The following is a 16,730-nucleotide window of genomic DNA, read 5'->3' on the forward strand; positions in this document are numbered from 1 at the left end:
GGGAGCCGAAGATGAGTGGGCGAGAGCAGCCCGGTCCCGCAGGTGGCGGATCGCGAATACTGTCTGCGGATGCCCGAACGCTCTATCTCAGGACCGTCCACGGCAACGGCCGGCTGGGGACGGACGCCGGCCCCGCCGAGAGCGCCGCGCTCCGCGAGCTCATGGACCTCGGTCTGCTCATTCCCGACAGCGACGAACCCGGCTCGCTCATCGCGGTCGACCCGGCCCAGCTCTCCTTCAGCCTGAGCTCGGCCTACCAGCGCCAGGCGCTCGATCTGCTGGCCCGGGCGGTCGCCCTGCCGGCCGACCTCAGCGAATTGGCCGATGCCTTCCACAGCCCCGATCAGGCCGGCGGCCCCATCGAATACGTCCAGGGCAAGGCGCTCATCAATCAGCGCCTCCAACAATGCATGGCCACCGGTATGACCGAGGGACTCGCCATGCAGCCGGGCGGCCCGCGCCCCCCGGAGCTGCTCGCCGCGGGAATGGAACGGGACCTCAAGAGCCTGCAGCAGGGCGCTTCGATGCGCACGATCTACAACGCCAGCACCCGGTACCACCAACCCACCCGTGAATACGTGTCACGACTGGCGAAGGAGGGTTATCAGTTCCGCACTCTGGACGAACCGTATGCCCGCCTCATCATTGTCGACCGACGCCTCGCGGTAATTCCGGTGGGCGATGACGATCTCGCCGCTTTCATCCACGACCCGGCGGTCATCAAATATCTCGTGGAAGAGGTATTCGAGCGCAACTGGGGGCGGGCGCTGGAGTTCGACGGCGACACGACCGTCCCGCAGCAGGTGGTCTCCCGGCTGCGCCAGACGATCATCGACCTGCTTCTTTCCGGTACGAACCATCGGGTCATCGCCCGCAGACTCGGCATCAGCGAGCGCACACTGGCGCGACATATCGCCGAGATGAGGGAGGACTACAACGTCGACTCCCTGTTCCAGCTGGGCTACATGCTCGGCCGGGCGCAGCACAGACCCGAATGAGCGACCCCGAGGACGGCGGGCGCCCGCGCCTGGAGGCTTTCGGTACTGAACGACGGCAATGACGGGGAGCGGTCAGCCCCAGTTCATGTCATTGGCGACGAGGTAAACCGCGGCCTGGGTGCGGGAATCATCGGCACCTGCGCCCACCTGCGACTGCGCGCTGCTTGACAGGACGCCGACACCGATCAAAGCTCCAGCCGCGACGGCAATCGGAAGCACGACCTTGCGCACAAGCTTGGACATAGGGGACACCAGCCCACTCCTTTCCGAAAGTTGCTCAAGCTGAACTAATAGCACTGGAGTCCACATGATGCCGCACATCGAGTTGTGGTGTCACCTCCCCGTTGTCCTCCGGCGGCGTCATCTCCCTGCCAGGCAGCCAGATGACAGGGCAGAAACCTGGACGCGACCGTGACCGCTGATAGACGATCAGTTCGCCCCCGATGGTCCAGCAGCAGGTCAAAAACCTGTTGCTGTACGGTCAATTCTTCACCACCACAGGGCACTGGATCCACCTGAAGCAGCAACTACTCTCAACGCCTGCCGGCACCGTCCCCCAATCCGGTCGGCCTTCCCCCGGAGTCGACATGACCGAGCCCTACCTGCGTCACCACGACAGCCAGGCCCCCGAGGGCCGGCGTGCACGCGTGTTCCTGGCCGCGCCGCTGATGCGGTTGACCGGCCCGGCGGACAGCGTGGTGACCCTGGCCAGCCGGACGCGGCTGACGACCCTTCGGACCACCCTCCTGCGCAGTGGCGCCGCCGTGTACAGCGCCCACCACAGTGACGCCTGGACCGTCGCCGGCCGGGCCCCCGAGCCCCGGGTGCCGTCGGACTTCCGCGCGCTGCAGTCCGCCGACCTGGTCTTCGCCTACGTCGGGGCGCCGCTCTCGGCCGGCGTGAGCCTGGAGCTGGGCTGGGCCTCGGCCCTGCGCAAGCCGATCGTCCTGCTGGTGGACGAGGCGATCACGCACAACCCGCTGATCGCCACCATCGAGCAGGTCGCCCCGGTACTGCCGCTGGTCTTCGACGACACCTGGTCGCAGGAGGCCCTGCACCACACCGTGGAGACCGCCCTCGACTGGGCCGGCATGGCGCTCTCGCTGCGCGAGGGCTTCTGGACCGCGCCCGGCGACCAGTTCAGCGTCCCCCGGCAGCAGCCCCCGGTGGTCGGCCCGACCGGCTACTGGCCCACCGGCGCGGCGACCGGCTGACCGCGGCTCACCCATCGGACTCCCCCGTCCGGGCTCCCCGCATCTGCCAGCCGAGCTGGAAGAGCGTCTCCGCGTCGTACAGCTCCCGCAGCCGCGAGATGTGACCGGCCACCGTCCGCTCGCTCAGGCCCAGCCGGCTCGCGATCGCCCGCTGGGTCAGTCCCTGCGCCAACAGGCGGCCGATCTGGTCGTGCACCGCCGGCTCCGCCGCACCGGCGGCCAGCGCCGACCAGTTCACCCCCTCCGCCTGCCGCCACTGCTGCTCGAACGCGTCCACCAGGAAGGCGACCGTCGCGGAGTCCTCCACCAGCGCGGCGCTGGTGTTGTCCGCGGCCGCCGGGATGACCGCCACCCTGCGGTCGAAGATCAGCACGCGTTTGAACGGTACGACCGTGGTGCGGATCGGACTGCCGAGCCGGGCCGACGTCGCCGCGTACTCGACGGTCGGGGCGTCGAGGCGGGCGCTCGCCTCGTAGATGGTGCGCATGCTGCCGCCGCGTTCGAGGTAGCGGCGGGTGTGCTCCAGGGAGTCCTTCATGTGGGCGGGCGGCCGGGCGCCGCCGGGCTGGGCCGCCCAGGCCTCGCGGCGGTGCTCGTCGGCGAGCTGCGAGATCAGGTGGCGGATGTGCTCCATCCCGGTGATCCGCCGGACGCCGCCGGCGCGGTCGTACCGGCCGGGCGCGGTGTCGTAGGCCCGGGTCAGGTCGTCGAGGAGTTCCGGGACGAGTGCCGCCCGGGCCAGCAGGCGCGCGCCCTCCTCCCGGAGGCCGGCGCCGATCCGCTCACCGACCGCGCGCGGGTTCACCGCGCGGTACACGCCGTCCGCGTGCCGCAGCGCGAGCAGCCCGAGGTCGGTCAGCTGGCGGATCGCCGGGGCGTCCTGCGCGCGCACCTCGTCGATCCGCAGCCGCCCGCCCTCGCGCAGGACGCGCCGGTACAGCTCCCGGGCCTCGGCGTCCGGGAACGGCAGCCGGGTCTCAGTCATCGCGGCCGCCCCGCATCAGCCAGCCGAGCTGGAAGAGCGTCTGCGCGCCGTGGCGTTCGCGCAGCCGGGAGATGTGCGCGGCGACGGTCCGCTCGCTCAGGCCCAGCCGGGTGGCGACGGTGCGCTGGGTGAGGCCCTTGGCGAGCAGCCGGCCGACCCGGTCGGGGGCGTCCCCGGCGGCGCCCCTGACGAAGGTGCCGGACCAGTCGACGGCGTCGGCGCGGGCCCAGTCCCGTTCGAAGGTGCCGACCAGGAAGGCGATCGCGGCCGGGTCGGAGATGAAGGCGGCGGTGCTGTTGTCCTCGCTGGCGGAGATCACCGCGACCGAGCGGTCGAAGACGAACAGGCGCTGGAACGCCTCGTCCAGGATCCGGATCCGCGAGCCGTGCCGGGTGACCTCCTCGGCGTAGGCGAGCGCGGCCGGATCGGAGACCGCGACCGGCTGGTAGACGGTGCGCAGCGAGCAGCCGCGCTGCAGCAGCCGGACGTCCTGGAGGAGCGCGATCTTCAGGGCGTCGGCCGGGCGGTGGCCGGGCTGGGCGGTGAGGACCTCGGTCCGGCAGTCGGCGACCAGCTGGGAGATCCGCTGGCGGATGTGGACGTGGCCCTCGATGTAGACGGCGCCGCCGGAGCGCTGGGGCGGACGGGGCATCGCGTCGTACGCGCGGGTGAGACCGTCCAGGGCTCCGGGGAGGTTCTCGGCCCGGACCAGCAGTCGGGTGGCCTCGCTGCGCAGCTCGGCGCCGAGCCGGTCGCTGACCGAGCGCGGGCTCACGGCGGTGTAGCAGGCGTCCATCGGGTTGGGCATCAGCAGGCCGATGTCGACCAGACTGCGCAGCGCGGCCCGGTCGGCCTCCGGGACGTCGGCGGCGGGCACCCGGCCACCGGCGGCGAGCACGGCCAGGTAGAGCTGCCGGGCCGCCTCGTCGGGTTCACCGCCCGACGCGGTGGTGCCCGGGGCGGCCGTCGAGTCCGCCGTCACCTCGAACACTCCCTGCCGGATGGGTCTCGGATCTTCCTGTGCCGCGTGTGCCCCCACAGGGGTCGATCGTGCTCCCAGCACCGACGCCGCACGCGCTCACGGTACTGCGGGCCGGCGGACCCCCTGGGCCCGGGTGCCGTCGCACGCCGGGCTTTCGGGGATCCGCCGGTGTCACGCCAATTCCAGGGTGCTTCCGGCGAGGCGGAGCAGCAACGCCTCGCCGGCTCCGGTCCCGGGGACCATCACCACACATGGCGTCCCGGCCGGCGCTCTTCCCCCCGATATGCAGGTACGGACGTACCTCTCGCATCCAGTATTGAAGAGCAAGTCACCACCAGCGGGCTACGGTTGCCCCGAGGGTCTTGGCGTGTCTCCACCATCACAGCGTGACGGCCGGTGAACAAGTGCCGCCCGAGTGCATGTTTTCGCAATTGCAGGAACCTGCACCGCCGTGCGGCGGCGGAGCCCGGGCGGATCCTCGGCAGTGCCGGAAAAGCCTAGGTCAGCGCGGTGGCCGGGCACGTGGCAACCATCCGTTCAGTCGGTGGCGGAGCCGGGTGCTCCGGATCCGGGCTGCCCGATCGGGCAGCCTCACGCGCGACCCCAGGATCCCGCCACCACCCACCGTGACCAACCTTGACCCGTACGTGACGGTTCTGCTAGGTACGGCCGGGCGGGGCCGGCCGGACCGGGCCCGACCGGCCGGGCTCGCCGGGGGCCGGACGGGGCCCGACGGGGCCTAACGGGCCAGCAGCCGCCCGCCGGCCAGCCCGGCGGCGGTACCGCCGGCCGCGACCGCCCAGGCGGCGGCGAGCAGGACGAAGAGCCCGGCCGCGAGACCGGTGAACCCCGCGAAGCCGGTGTGCCGGGCGAGCGCCGAGGCACCGGTGACACAGGTGCCGACCGGGAAGGTGTACGCCCACCAGGTCATCCCGAAGGACATCCCGGCGCGGCGGGCGCGCAGGTTGGCGGCGGTGGCGATGACCAGCCAGAGCATCGCGACGCCGAGCACCGCGACCCCGTAGAGCTCCGCGAGGGCGAGTCCGACCGGGGCCAGCTGCGGAGCCACCGGGCGGGCGGCGTCGGCGAGTTGGTGGACGGCCGTGGTGGACTGGCCGAGCGGGCCGAGCACCAGGAAGAGCGACGGGGTGAGCGCCAGGGCGGGCAGCTTGCTGTGCACCAGCCCGGTGAGCACCACCGGCAGCAGCGCCAGGATGGCCAGCAGCCCGACCCCGAACAGCGCGCAGCAGCCGTACAGCAGGCCCTGCTGTGCCACGCCGGCCGGCAAGTGCGGGACGAGCGCGGGGCCGGTGGCGGAGGCGACCAGCGGCGCGACCACCGGCAGCAGCCAGGTCGGGTTGGCCTCCAGCGGGGTGACGCTGTGCCGGGTGATCATCAGGTACGGGATGCCGGCCGCGACCGCCAGCGCGTACAGCGTGCCGACGCTCCAGAGCACCGCGTCCACCGCGACGGCGGGGCCGGTGCCGATCACCCGCGAGCCGAGGGTCAGTGTGCCGAGGCCGACCGCGAGCATGGCGATCGGCGGGCAGCCGTAGAAGACCGCGGTGGCCGGGTGGTCCAGCAGGTGGGCCCGGGCGGCGGCGCGGTGCCGGGTGAGGTGGGCCACCCGGGCGGCGCCGAGCACCAGCAGCGCGACCGCCCCGAGCGCCCACATCAGCTCGCCGAACCCGATCAGCCCCGGCAGCCGGACGGGCAGCACGGCCGCGCCGTTGCCGACGATCGCGGTGCCCATCACCACCGCGTACCAGTTGGGGCCGAGCTGGGCGAGGTCGAAGCGGGCGGTGCGGCTGAGCGGTCGTACGCCGGTGAGGATGGCCATGACACCACCGTGCCGTCCGCCGTCGGCGGCCGGTAGCGCCCGGCGGCCTATGACGGCATAGCCTGAACCTATGGCTCTCTCTCCGCACGTCCCCGAACTAGGAGCACTGGAACTGCTGCTCACGGTGGCACGCCTGGGCAGTGTCGGGCGGGCCGCGGCCGAGCTCGGCGTGAGCCAGCCGACCGCCAGCGCCCGGATCAAGGGCATGGAGCGGCAGATCGGCGTACCGCTGCTGGAACGCTCCCCGCGCGGCTCCCGGCCGACCAAGGCCGGGCTGCTCGTGGTCGAGTGGGCGCGGCACGTGGTGGAGGCGGCACAGGCCCTGGACGCCGGGATCGACGCGCTGCGCGAGCGGCGGGACGCCCGGCTGGTGGTGGTCGCCAGCCTGACCGTCGCCGAGTACCTGATGCCCGGCTGGCTGCTGGCGCTGCACGAGACCAGCCCGGGCACCGCGGTGACGCTGCGGACCGCCAACTCGTCGGACGTCGCCGGCCACGTACTGGCCGGCGAGGCCGACCTCGGCTTCGTCGAGGGACCGTCCACCCCGCCGGGGCTGGCCGGCGCGGTGGTGGCCGCCGACCGGCTGGTGGTCGTGGTGGCGCCCGGCCACGCCTGGGCCCGCCGCCGGGCCCCGGTGACCGGCGCCGAGCTGGCCGCCACCCCGCTGGTGCTGCGCGAGCCCGGCTCGGGCACCCGGGAGGTCCTGGAGATGGCGCTGGCGCCGTACGGCGGTGCGGCGAAGCCGCGGCTGGAGCTGGCCTCCTCGACCGCGCTGAAGGCGGCGGCGATGACCGGCGCCGGACCGGTCTGCCTGAGCGAGCTGGCGGTGACCGAGGAACTGGCGACCCGGCGACTGGTGGCCGTGCCGCTGGCCGACGGACTGGATCTGCGGCGTCCGCTGCGGGCGGTCTGGCCGGCCGGGCACCGGCCGGGCGGGCCGGCCCGGGAGCTGCTGGTGCTGACCCGCCGGTCCGGCCCGTCCGCCCGCACCGGGTGGCAGCCCGCACCGCGCCTGGACCGCTACACAGCCCCCGGCCACCCCAAGCATTCATCCGAAAGTTGAGCGGAATAGACTCAACTTAGTGCATGCTGTAGTCGTCAGAGACGGCAGCCGACCGGTCGCCGTGAGAACGCACCACCCCAGTTCGCCATCAGCGAGGAGGACACCCCAGCAGTGGACGCCAGCAAGTTCACCACCAAGACGCAGGACGCTCTGTCGGCCGCGATCCGGCAGGCCGGCGCCGCGGGGAATCCGGACGTCAAGCCGGTGCACATCCTGATCGCCCTGCTGGAGCAGCCCGAGGGCATCGCCGGGCCGCTGCTGAAGGCGGTCGGCGCGGATACGGCCCGGATCGCCGGCGAGGCCCGCAAGCAGGCCACCGGGCTGCCCCGCGCGATGGGCTCCACCGTCGCCGCGCCCCAGCTGGCCCGCGACACGCTGGCCGTGCTCACCGAGGCCGGCAAGCGCGCCGACGACCTGGACGACCAGTACGTCTCCACCGAGCACCTGATGGTCGGCCTGGCCGCCGAGGGCGGCGCCGTCGCCGACCTGCTCACCCGGGAGGGGGCCACCGCGAAGGCCCTGCTCGCCGCCTTCAAGGACGTCCGGGGCAGCGGCCGGGTCACCTCCCCCGACCCGGAGGGCACCTACAAGGCGCTGGAGAAGTACGGCACCGACCTCACCCAGGCCGCCCGGGACGGCAAGCTCGACCCCGTCATCGGGCGGGACCAGGAGATCCGCCGGGTGGTCCAGGTGCTCTCCCGGCGCACCAAGAACAACCCGGTGCTGATCGGCGAGCCCGGCGTCGGCAAGACCGCCGTCGTCGAGGGCCTGGCCCAGCGCATCGTCGCCGGGGACGTGCCGGAGTCGCTGCGCGGGAAGCGGCTGGTCGCGCTGGACCTCGGGGCGATGGTCGCCGGCGCCAAGTACCGCGGCGAGTTCGAGGAGCGACTGAAGGCCGTCCTCAACGACATCAAGCAGAGCGACGGCCAGGTCGTCACCTTCATCGACGAGCTGCACACCATGGTCGGCGCGGGCGCCGGCGGCGACTCCGCGATGGACGCCGGCAACATGCTCAAGCCGATGCTGGCCCGCGGCGAGCTGCGGATGGTCGGCGCCACCACCCTGGACGAGTACCGCGAGCGGATCGAGAAGGACCCGGCGCTGGAGCGCCGCTTCCAGCAGGTGCTGGTCGGCGAGCCCAGTGTGGAGGACTCGATCGCCATCCTGCGCGGCCTCAAGGGCCGGTACGAGGCGCACCACAAGGTGCAGATCTCGGACGCCGCCCTGGTCGCCGCCGCCACCCTGTCCAACCGCTACATCACCTCGCGCTTCCTGCCCGACAAGGCGATCGACCTGGTCGACGAGGCGGCCTCCCGGCTCCGGATGGAGATCGACTCCTCCCCCGTCGAGATCGACGAACTCCAGCGCTCCGTCGACCGGTTGCGCATGGAGGAGCTGGCCCTGGAGAAGGAGTCCGATCCGGCCTCGGTCGACCGGCTGACCCGACTGAGGCGCGATCTCGCCGACAAGAACGAGCAGTTGAGCGTGCTCACGGCCCGGTGGGAGCAGGAGAAGAAGAGCCTCAACCGGGTCGGCGAGCTCAAGGAGCGACTGGACGACCTGCACGGCGCGCTCGAACGCGCCCAGCGGGACGGCGACTTCGAGCGCGCCTCCAAGCTGATGTACGCCGAGATCCCGGCCGCCGAGCACGAGCTGACCGCGGCGCAGGAGGGCGCCGCCGGGGGGGACGCCTCCGCCTCCATGGTCAAGGAGGAGGTAGGCCCGGACGACGTGGCCGACGTGGTCGCCTCCTGGACGGGCATCCCGGCCGGCCGGCTACTGGAGGGCGAGAGCGCCAAACTCCTGCGCATGGAGGACGAGTTGGGGCAGCGCCTGATCGGCCAGACCAAGGCCGTCCAGGCCGTCTCGGACGCGGTGCGGCGCACCCGCTCCGGGGTGGCCGACCCGGACCGCCCGACCGGCTCCTTCCTGTTCCTCGGCCCCACCGGCGTCGGCAAGACCGAACTCGCCAAGGCCCTGGCCGACTTCCTGTTCGACGACGAGCGGGCGATGGTCCGGATCGACATGAGCGAGTACGGCGAGAAGCACTCCGTCTCCCGACTGGTCGGCGCCCCGCCCGGGTACATCGGCTACGAGGAGGGCGGCCAGCTCACCGAGGCGGTCCGCCGCCGCCCCTACAGCGTGGTGCTGCTGGACGAGGTGGAGAAGGCCCACCCCGAGGTCTTCGACGTGCTGCTCCAGGTACTGGACGACGGCCGGCTCACCGACGGCCAGGGGCGCACGGTCGACTTCCGCAACGCGATCCTGATCCTCACCTCCAACCTGGGCAGCCACGCGTTCAATGAACCGAGCCTGATGGACCCGGCGACCCAGGAGGACCGGAGGAAGCAGCTGGTGCTGGAGTCGGTGCGGTCCGCGTTCAAGCCGGAGTTCCTCAACCGCCTCGACGACATCGTGGTCTTCGACCCGCTGGGCACCGCCGAGCTGAGCCGGATCGTCGACCTCCAGGTGGCCCGGCTGGCCGCCCGGCTGGGCGAGCGCCGGCTCACCCTGGAGGTCGACGCGGCCGCCCGGGACTGGCTGGCGCTCACCGGCTACGACCCGGCGTACGGCGCCCGGCCGCTGCGCCGCCTGGTGCAGTCCGCGATCGGCGACCAGCTGGCCCGGGCCATCCTCTCCGGCCAGGTGCACGACGGCGACACCGTGCTGGTCGAGCGGGCCGAGGAGGGCGACCGCCTCACCGTCCGCGCCCGCGGCCCGCTGGAGAAGTAGCGCCCGCGGCGCCTCCCGGCCCGGGCCGCCCCCGTTCCCCGCGGCGGCGGCCCGGTGCCGTGCCCGCCTCCGGCGACCCCCCTCCCCGGGGTCCCGGAGCCGGGCTCCGACAAGATCCACCGATGCCTCCCCACCGCCCGGGCGCCCCTGTGAGGGAGGGCCCGGATGAGGCAGGATGGGATGTGGAAAGGGCGGCCTCTCATTGCCGGCCACCACGTGCACTGAGGAAGAGGACCCCCATGAGCATCGACCCGTCGTCCATCCCGTCGTTCGGCCTGCCGCAGGGCGGACAGCCCGGCGGTCAGGGCGGTCAGCCGGCGGGCCCGCCGCCGATCATCGTCCCGGACCAGGCGCTGGTGACCCAGCTGCTGGACCAGATGCAGCTCAAGCACGTCGTGGACGAGGAGGGCGACCTCACCGCCCCCTGGGAGGGTTTCCGCGTCTACTACATGTTCCGCGGCGAGCAGAAGGAGCTCTTCGCGGTCCGCGCCTTCTACGACCGCGCGTACCCGCTGGAGGACAAGGCCGAGATCCTCGACCTCATCGACGAGTGGAACCGCGACACCCTCTGGCCCAAGGTCTACACCCACACGCACGAGGACGGCGTGGTCCGCCTGATCGGCGAGGCCCAGATGATCGTCGGCACCGGCGTGAACCTGGACTACTTCGTCACCACCACCGCCAACTGGACCCAGGCCGCCGTCGGCTTCGAGCAGTGGATCGTCGAGCGCCTCGGCCTGCAGAAGGAGATCGAGGGCGAGGACGGCGAGGGCGAGACCCCCGAGGGCACCAACGAGGCCTGATCCTCCCCGGCCCCGCACCGCGGCACGGCCCGCCACCGGCACCCCCGGCGGCGGGCCGTTCTTGTCCCCGGCCGCCCACTGCCCCGAGGATGGGGCGGACGACGAGGCGTGAGGAGCCGCAATGGGTACGAGGCCGCTGCTGAACCGACGGCTGGCCGGGATGGGCACGACGATCTTCGCCGAGATGTCCGCCCTCGCCACCGCCACCGGCTCCATCAACCTCGGCCAGGGGTTCCCGGACACCGACGGGCCCGCCTCGGTGGCCCGGGCCGCCGCCGACGCCGTCCTGGCGGGCCGGGGCAACCAGTACCCGCCCGGACCGGGCGTCCCGGAGCTGCGCACCGCGATCGCCGAGCACCAGCGGCGCTTCCGCGGCCTCGACTACGACCCGGACACCGAGGTGCTCGTCACCGCCGGCGCCACCGAGGCGATCGCCGCCGCCCTGCTGGCCCTGCTCGAACCGGGTGACGAGGTGATCGCCCTCGAACCCTTCTACGACTCCTACGCCGCCTGCATCGCCATGGCCGGCGCCGTCCGGGTGCCGCTCACCCTGCGGGCCCCGGACTTCCGCCCCGACCTGGAGCGGCTGCGCTCGCTGGCCACCCCGCGCACCCGCCTGCTGCTGCTCAACTCCCCGCACAACCCCACCGGCCTGGTGCTCTCCCCCGAGGAGCTGGCCGCGATCGCCGCCCTGGCGGTCGAGCGCGACCTGCTGGTGGTCACCGACGAGGTCTACGAGCACCTGGTGTTCAGCGGCGCCCACCACCCGATCGCCGCCCTCCCGGGCATGCGGGAGCGCACCGTCTCGATCTCCTCGGCCGGCAAGACCTTCTCCTTCACCGGCTGGAAGGTCGGCTGGGTCACCGCCTCCGCGCCCCTGGTCGCCGCGGTCCGCACCGCGAAGCAGTACCTGACCTACGTCAGCGCCGGCCCCTTCCAGTACGCCGTCGCCGACGCGCTGCGGCTGCCCGACGACTACTTCGACGGGTTCCGCGCCGATCTGCTGCGCAAGCGGGACCTGCTCGCCGACGGGCTGAGCGCGGCGGGCTTCCGGGTGTTCCGACCGGAGGGCACCTACTTCATCACCACCGACATCACCCCGCTGGGTGAGAAGGACGGCATCGAGTTCTGCCGCTCCCTGCCCGAGCGGTGCGGCGTGGTGGCGATCCCCAACGCCGTGTTCTACGACGACGCCGACGCCGGCCGGCCGCTCGTCCGGTTCACCTTCTGCAAGCAGATCGAGGTTCTGGAGGAGGCGGTCACCCGACTCGGTCGGCTCTGACCATCGGGTGGAACACCTCGCACGTTCTGACGAATAGTCAATGTGCCTGTCAGGGAGGCCATTTGCCGCCTGTCAGGGATTCCGCGCGGCCCCGCCGGCCCTCCCCTCCCCGTCCGCGGTGCGCGCGCCCGGCGCGGGGAGGGCTGCGGCGCGCAAGCCTCGTGAGCAGCGCGCGACCAGCGTGCGCGGCGCACGCCCCGGGGCGAGGGGCGCGCGCTGTGCAAAGTCGCACACCGGCTCGATCAGAGCAGGGAAGCCGGGGTGCTCGAAACGGTGAATGCTTGACAAAGTTGGGTAAATCACCGACGGACCCGGCGTATTCATGCTTCTCTGCTGCTGAATCTCCAGCCGGAATCCTTCCTTCCACGGTCGGCCGCGCCCTGGACCGCACAGCCTCGAACAGCCTCGCCTTTGCCTGGGCCTACTCGCTGCTGCACGGCGGGCGCGCACGGAGCTGAAACGCGGAGCCGAGCATGCTCACCACACTGCAGACCTCCTACACGGACACCCGCGCCGGTGACCTGGCCTGGTGCCTGGGCGGCGAACCGCTGCCCGCTCTCGCAGTCCGCGACCTGAGACTCGCCAGTGCCGGGCGCCCCGGTCCGCCCGGCACCCTCCAGTTGCGCCTGCTGGGCGCCTCGCACCAGGTGGTGATCGCCGCCGGGCCGGGCAGATGCCTGGAGACCGTCGCCTGCCTGCCCGGCCGCCGGACCCCGCTGCCCGCCCGGGTGGCCAAGCAGGTCGACGGCTGGGAGTACGAGTTCGCGGCCCGGATCGAGGCGCTGCCACCGCACGATTTCGCCGCCCGTGCCCAGGAGTTGCTGGCCCTGGTCGAGGGGCATCCCCGCGGCCTGGCCGGCGTCTTCCCCGGCGACCCGAGCGCCTTCACCGCGCTGGTCACCCAGGGTGGCGCGGACCGGCTGCTCTGGCGCACCTGGCACGCCTATCCGCAGGAGGGCCAACTGGTCTGCACGCGGTCCTCGCTGGTGCTGGCCCGATGACCGCGGCCGCCGGGCCCGTTGCCGCCATAGCCCAGCACACCGGCTTTCATTCGCACGCAGGAACGATTCGTCAACCTGTCGTATCGCACTGTCCGTCGAATGGACGCAGCCATCCGTACCGAACGTCGCCTAGCGTTTGTTCGTGATCAACCATCCGGCCGGTCCACCCGCACAGCCGGGACTCGACCTCGACAACGGCAGCCCACCCCGGCCCGGGCGGAGCCTGACCCCTCTGCCCGCCCGCCGCAGAGCCCGGCTGCGCGCGTACCCGGCGCTCGCCCGGCTCACCGTGCTGCTGGCCGCGTTCGTCTGCGCGGCCTGCGGACTCGTCTACGAGCTCGAACTCGTCGCACTCGGCAGCTACCTGCTCGGGGACTCGGTCACCCAAACCTCCGTCGTGCTCTCCGTCATGGTGTTCGCGATGGGCCTGGGCTCGCTGCTCGCCAAACGGTTCACCCGGCGCCCGGCCACCGCCTTCGCCCTGGTCGAATGCGCGCTCGCGCTCACCGGCGGGCTCTCCGTCCTCGCGCTGTACTCCTGCTGGGCCTGGATCGGCCGGTACCAGGCCGCGATGATCGGCCTGACCTGCGTGATCGGCGTCCTGATCGGCGCCGAGATCCCGCTGCTCATGACGCTCGTCCAACGGATCCGCCGGGAGGACGCCGGGCGGGCCGCGGCCGACCTCTTCGCCGCCGACTACGTGGGCGCGCTGATCGGCGGCCTCGCCTTCCCGTTCCTGATCCTGCCCCTCTTCGGGCCGGGCACCGGGGCCCTGGTCACCGGCGCCGTCAACGCCGTCGCCGGGGCCGCCGTGGTGCTCTGGCTGTTCCGCGAGGAGCCCGCGCCACGCACCCGGCTGCTGCTCTGGGGCGGCTGCGTCCTCGTCCTGGCCCTGCTCGCCGCGGCCGCCGCCTGGTCCGGCGCGGTCGAGCGCGCCGCCCGGCAGGCCATGTACGGCGGGCAGGTCCGCTTCGCCGCCCAGAGCCGGTTCCAGGAGATCGTGCTCACCGGCCCCGCCGAGGGTCCGCTCCGGCTCTACCTCGACGGGCGGCTCGCGATCTGCGGGCCGGACGAGTACCGGGGCAACGAGGCCCTGGTCCACCCCGCGATGGCCGCCGGCCCGGACGGCCGGGTCCTGCTGCTGGGCGGCGGCGACGGACTCGCCCTGCGGGAGGTGCTGCGGCACAGCGGGGTCCGCTCGGTCCTGGTCGTCGACGCCGACCCGGCCGTCGGCCGGCTGGCCCGGACCGACCCGGGCCTGGCCGCGCTCTCCGGTCGCTCCCTGGACGACCCCCGGGTCCGGACTGCGGCGGCGGACCCGCTGGAGTGGCTGCGCGGCGTACGGCCCGGCAAGGACGCCTTCGACGTGGTGCTCGCCGACCTGCCCAGCCCCGCCGACAGCGGAACGGTGACGTTCCACTCGCAGGAGTTCTACGGCCTCGCCACCCGCCTGCTCGCACCCGGCGGACGGCTGGCCGTCCGGGCGGGCGACGAACCCGACGGCCTCTGGCAGGTCGAGTCCGGGCTGCGGGCGGCCGGGCTGCGGACCGTCCCGTACGCCGTCCAGGGCGGCCCCGCCGCGAGCTGCCGGCCCGGCCCACCGGACAGCCAGTCCTTCCTGCTCGCCGCGGCCGCCCAGCCCCCGCTCACCCTCGCCCCGGACGCCCCGGCGCCCCGCGCGTTCACCGCGGACGCCCTGCGGGCCGCCGCCGCCCGCCTCACCGCCCTCCGCCCGGCCCGCCCGCCGGCCGCGCTGACCCTGCTGGGGCCGCGCTGACGGGCCACGCTGACGGGCGGCGCCCGAGCGGCGCGGGGCGGCGGACCGGCCCGGAGCGGACAGAAGCGGGCGGGCCCGGGCCACAAGCGGTCGGCGGCGGGCCCGGGTGCGGCCGGTCGGGGACGTCCGGACGGCAGGTAGGGGCCACCACGGGGACCACCGGTGGTTCGGTCGGTAGGCTCCGTGACATGGAGCATGAGGTTGTCGTCCCGATGCCGGCCGAGCTGGTCCGGCAGGCCCTGCAGGATCCGGCTCTGCTGGCCCGGTGCGTGCCCGGGCTGAGCCCCGAGCCGGCCGCCGTCGGCAGCGGGCCGGCCGACGAGATCGGCGGGCGGCTGAAGCTGCGGATCGGCACCTCCACCATCACCTACAAGGGCGTGCTGTCGCTGATCGAGGGGCGCGAGGGCGTCCTCACCGTGTTCGCCGAGGGCCAGGAGGTGCGCGGTAGCGGTGAGGCCACCGCGACGCTGCGGGTCAGCACCGCCGAGGGCGGCGAGGGCGGTACCGCACTGGTCCGCTTCATCGGCGATCTGAGCGCCACCGGCCGGCTCACCGAGTTCGACGGGGAGACCCTGGCCGCCGCCGGCCGCCGGCTGCTCGACCGGTTCGCCGCCGGCCTCGCCTCGCCGGACACCAGCGTGGACGTGGACGCGGACGAGGACGTGGAGACGGAGACGGAGGCCCTCGCGAGCCCGGCCGCGGCTCCGGATGCCGACGCGGACACCGCCGGGAGCACCGACGAGGACACCGCGGCGGACCCGGCCCCGGAAGCCGACGCGGACACCGCCGCCGAGGCCGAGGAGCCCGACGCCGAGGACACCGAGGACACCGAGGACGCCGAGGACGCCGAGGAGCCCACCGCCACCGTGCTCTTCCTGGACGACCACCAGGACAACCCCGGTGACGACCTCGACGACGACCTCTCCGACCTGATCGCCTTCTCCGACGCCGACGCCGAGCGCTTCGGCCTCCCCACCGGCGGCGACCACGACGAGGACGACAGCGAGGAGGCCGCCGACGTGGACGGCCCCGCCGCCGGGGCCGGGAACGGGGCCGGCACCGAGCTGCCCGCCGACCTGCCCTTCGGCTACGAGCAGGAGCCGGTCCTCAGCGGCCCGGTCCGCCGCAGCATCGTCGGCCGCTCCGCCGAGGAGGTCGACCACGCCCCGCCGCGCGGCCCCTACGCCCCCGCCCTGCCGGCCCGCAGCGCGCGGGCCCGGGCGGCGTCCCGCTGGGGCGGCGAGGCGGGCGGCATCGTGGTGCCGGGGCCGGGCGGCCGCAGCGCCGTGCCGTGGATGATCGGCGGCGGTGTGGCACTGATCGGCGGAGCCGTGGTGCTGGTCAGGGCCCTGCGCCGACGCTAGGAGGACCACCACCCCCTAGACTGAACGCTCATGAGCAACGACCGCGACGCCCTGCTGGCACAGATCAAGGACAAGGCCGTCGTGCACGGCAAGGTCACCCTTTCCTCCGGCAAGGAGGCCGACTACTACGTCGACCTCCGCCGGATCACGCTGGACGGCCAGGCCGCCCCGCTGGTCGGCCGGGTGATGCTGGACGCGACCGCCCACCTGGAGTACGACGCCGTCGGCGGCCTGACCCTCGGCGCCGACCCGGTGGCCGCCGCGATGCTGCACGCCGCCGCCGCGCGCGGCCGCGAGCTGGACGCGTTCGTCGTCCGCAAGGCGGGCAAGGCGCACGGTCTGCAGCGCCGGATCGAGGGCCCGGAGGTCAAGGGCCGCCGGGTGCTGGCCGTCGAGGACACCTCCACCACCGGTGGCTCGGTGCTGACCGCCGTCGAGGCGCTGCGCGAGGCGGGCGCCGAGGTGGTCGGCGTCGCGGTGATCGTGGAGCGCGGTGGCGCTGCCGCGGTCGAGGCGCAGGGCCTGCCCTACGTGACCGCGTACGACCTGACCGACCTGGGCCTCTGACCCGCTCGGGCCGGTGACATCGCGGAAGAGCGGTGCTACCGCGGAAAACCGGTAGTACCGCAGAACGGCCGGGGCCGGGGGCGGTGTTAAAGGAAAAAAGAACCCGGCCCCCCCCGATGTA

Annotated in this window: 14 protein-coding genes; 10 read left to right on the forward strand and 4 right to left on the reverse strand. The window is 73.3% G+C overall.

What is annotated here, in order from left to right:
• Positions 1-11: 11 nt before the first annotated feature.
• Positions 12-998 carry a hypothetical protein gene (locus ACFXHB_RS06430; RefSeq protein ID WP_380572584.1) on the forward strand — a complete coding sequence of 329 codons (987 nt, stop codon included), beginning with the start codon at positions 12-14 and terminating at the stop codon, positions 996-998.
• A gap of 72 nt (positions 999-1,070) precedes the next feature.
• Here ACFXHB_RS06430 and ACFXHB_RS06435 read toward each other — a convergent pair whose 3' ends face one another.
• The gene (locus tag ACFXHB_RS06435) at positions 1,071-1,241 is read right to left on the reverse strand and encodes a hypothetical protein (RefSeq protein ID WP_380572586.1); all 171 of its coding nucleotides are present in this window, start codon (positions 1,239-1,241) and stop codon (positions 1,071-1,073) included.
• Positions 1,242-1,585: 344 nt separating this feature from the next.
• Between ACFXHB_RS06435 and ACFXHB_RS06440 the strand changes: the two genes are divergently transcribed.
• Positions 1,586-2,212: a hypothetical protein gene (locus ACFXHB_RS06440; protein WP_360635537.1), complete on the forward strand. Its 627-nt coding sequence runs from the start codon at positions 1,586-1,588 to the stop codon at positions 2,210-2,212.
• A gap of 7 nt (positions 2,213-2,219) precedes the next feature.
• On the opposite strand, the gene ACFXHB_RS06445 is transcribed toward ACFXHB_RS06440, so the two are convergent.
• From ACFXHB_RS06445 to ACFXHB_RS06455, 3 genes are all read right to left on the reverse strand, one after another.
• Positions 2,220-3,197, reverse strand: a complete 978-nt coding sequence (locus ACFXHB_RS06445) for a LuxR C-terminal-related transcriptional regulator (RefSeq protein WP_380572588.1) — start codon at positions 3,195-3,197, stop codon at positions 2,220-2,222.
• Positions 3,190-4,179 (reverse strand): LuxR C-terminal-related transcriptional regulator, encoded by a 990-nt coding sequence (locus ACFXHB_RS06450; RefSeq protein WP_380572590.1) that lies wholly within the window; start codon positions 4,177-4,179, stop codon positions 3,190-3,192. The genes ACFXHB_RS06445 and ACFXHB_RS06450 overlap by 8 nt, the downstream gene beginning before the upstream one ends.
• A 739-nt stretch (positions 4,180-4,918) precedes the next feature.
• Positions 4,919-6,019 (reverse strand): TDT family transporter, encoded by a 1,101-nt coding sequence (locus tag ACFXHB_RS06455; RefSeq protein ID WP_380572592.1) that lies wholly within the window; start codon positions 6,017-6,019, stop codon positions 4,919-4,921.
• Positions 6,020-6,089: 70 nt separating this feature from the next.
• Here ACFXHB_RS06455 and ACFXHB_RS06460 point away from each other — a divergent pair, with 70 nt between their 5' ends.
• From ACFXHB_RS06460 to pyrE, 8 genes are all read left to right on the forward strand, one after another.
• Positions 6,090-7,082: a LysR family transcriptional regulator gene (locus ACFXHB_RS06460; protein ID WP_380572593.1), complete on the forward strand. Its 993-nt coding sequence runs from the start codon at positions 6,090-6,092 to the stop codon at positions 7,080-7,082.
• A gap of 111 nt (positions 7,083-7,193) precedes the next feature.
• Positions 7,194-9,815, forward strand: coding sequence for an ATP-dependent chaperone ClpB (gene clpB, locus ACFXHB_RS06465; protein WP_380572595.1), 2,622 nt, complete (start codon positions 7,194-7,196; stop codon positions 9,813-9,815).
• A gap of 239 nt (positions 9,816-10,054) precedes the next feature.
• Entirely contained in the window at positions 10,055-10,618 is a 564-nt protein-coding gene (locus ACFXHB_RS06470) for a YbjN domain-containing protein (protein WP_380572596.1), read from the forward strand.
• A gap of 121 nt (positions 10,619-10,739) precedes the next feature.
• Positions 10,740-11,900, forward strand: coding sequence for a pyridoxal phosphate-dependent aminotransferase (locus ACFXHB_RS06475; RefSeq protein ID WP_380572598.1), 1,161 nt, complete (start codon positions 10,740-10,742; stop codon positions 11,898-11,900).
• A 473-nt stretch (positions 11,901-12,373) separates the two neighbouring features.
• Positions 12,374-12,901: a DUF2617 family protein gene (locus ACFXHB_RS06480; RefSeq protein WP_380572600.1), complete on the forward strand. Its 528-nt coding sequence runs from the start codon at positions 12,374-12,376 to the stop codon at positions 12,899-12,901.
• Between the two features lie 142 nt (positions 12,902-13,043).
• Positions 13,044-14,678 carry a polyamine aminopropyltransferase gene (locus ACFXHB_RS06485; protein WP_380572602.1) on the forward strand — a complete coding sequence of 545 codons (1,635 nt, stop codon included), beginning with the start codon at positions 13,044-13,046 and terminating at the stop codon, positions 14,676-14,678.
• A 188-nt stretch (positions 14,679-14,866) separates the two neighbouring features.
• Positions 14,867-16,042 carry a hypothetical protein gene (locus ACFXHB_RS06490; protein ID WP_380572603.1) on the forward strand — a complete coding sequence of 392 codons (1,176 nt, stop codon included), beginning with the start codon at positions 14,867-14,869 and terminating at the stop codon, positions 16,040-16,042.
• 30 nt (positions 16,043-16,072) lie between these two features.
• Positions 16,073-16,609: an orotate phosphoribosyltransferase gene (gene pyrE, locus ACFXHB_RS06495; protein WP_380572605.1), complete on the forward strand. Its 537-nt coding sequence runs from the start codon at positions 16,073-16,075 to the stop codon at positions 16,607-16,609.
• Positions 16,610-16,730 lie beyond the last annotated feature (121 nt).

The organism is Kitasatospora sp. NPDC059327 (assembly GCF_042752535.1).
Taxonomy (GTDB): domain Bacteria; phylum Actinomycetota; class Actinomycetes; order Streptomycetales; family Streptomycetaceae; genus Kitasatospora.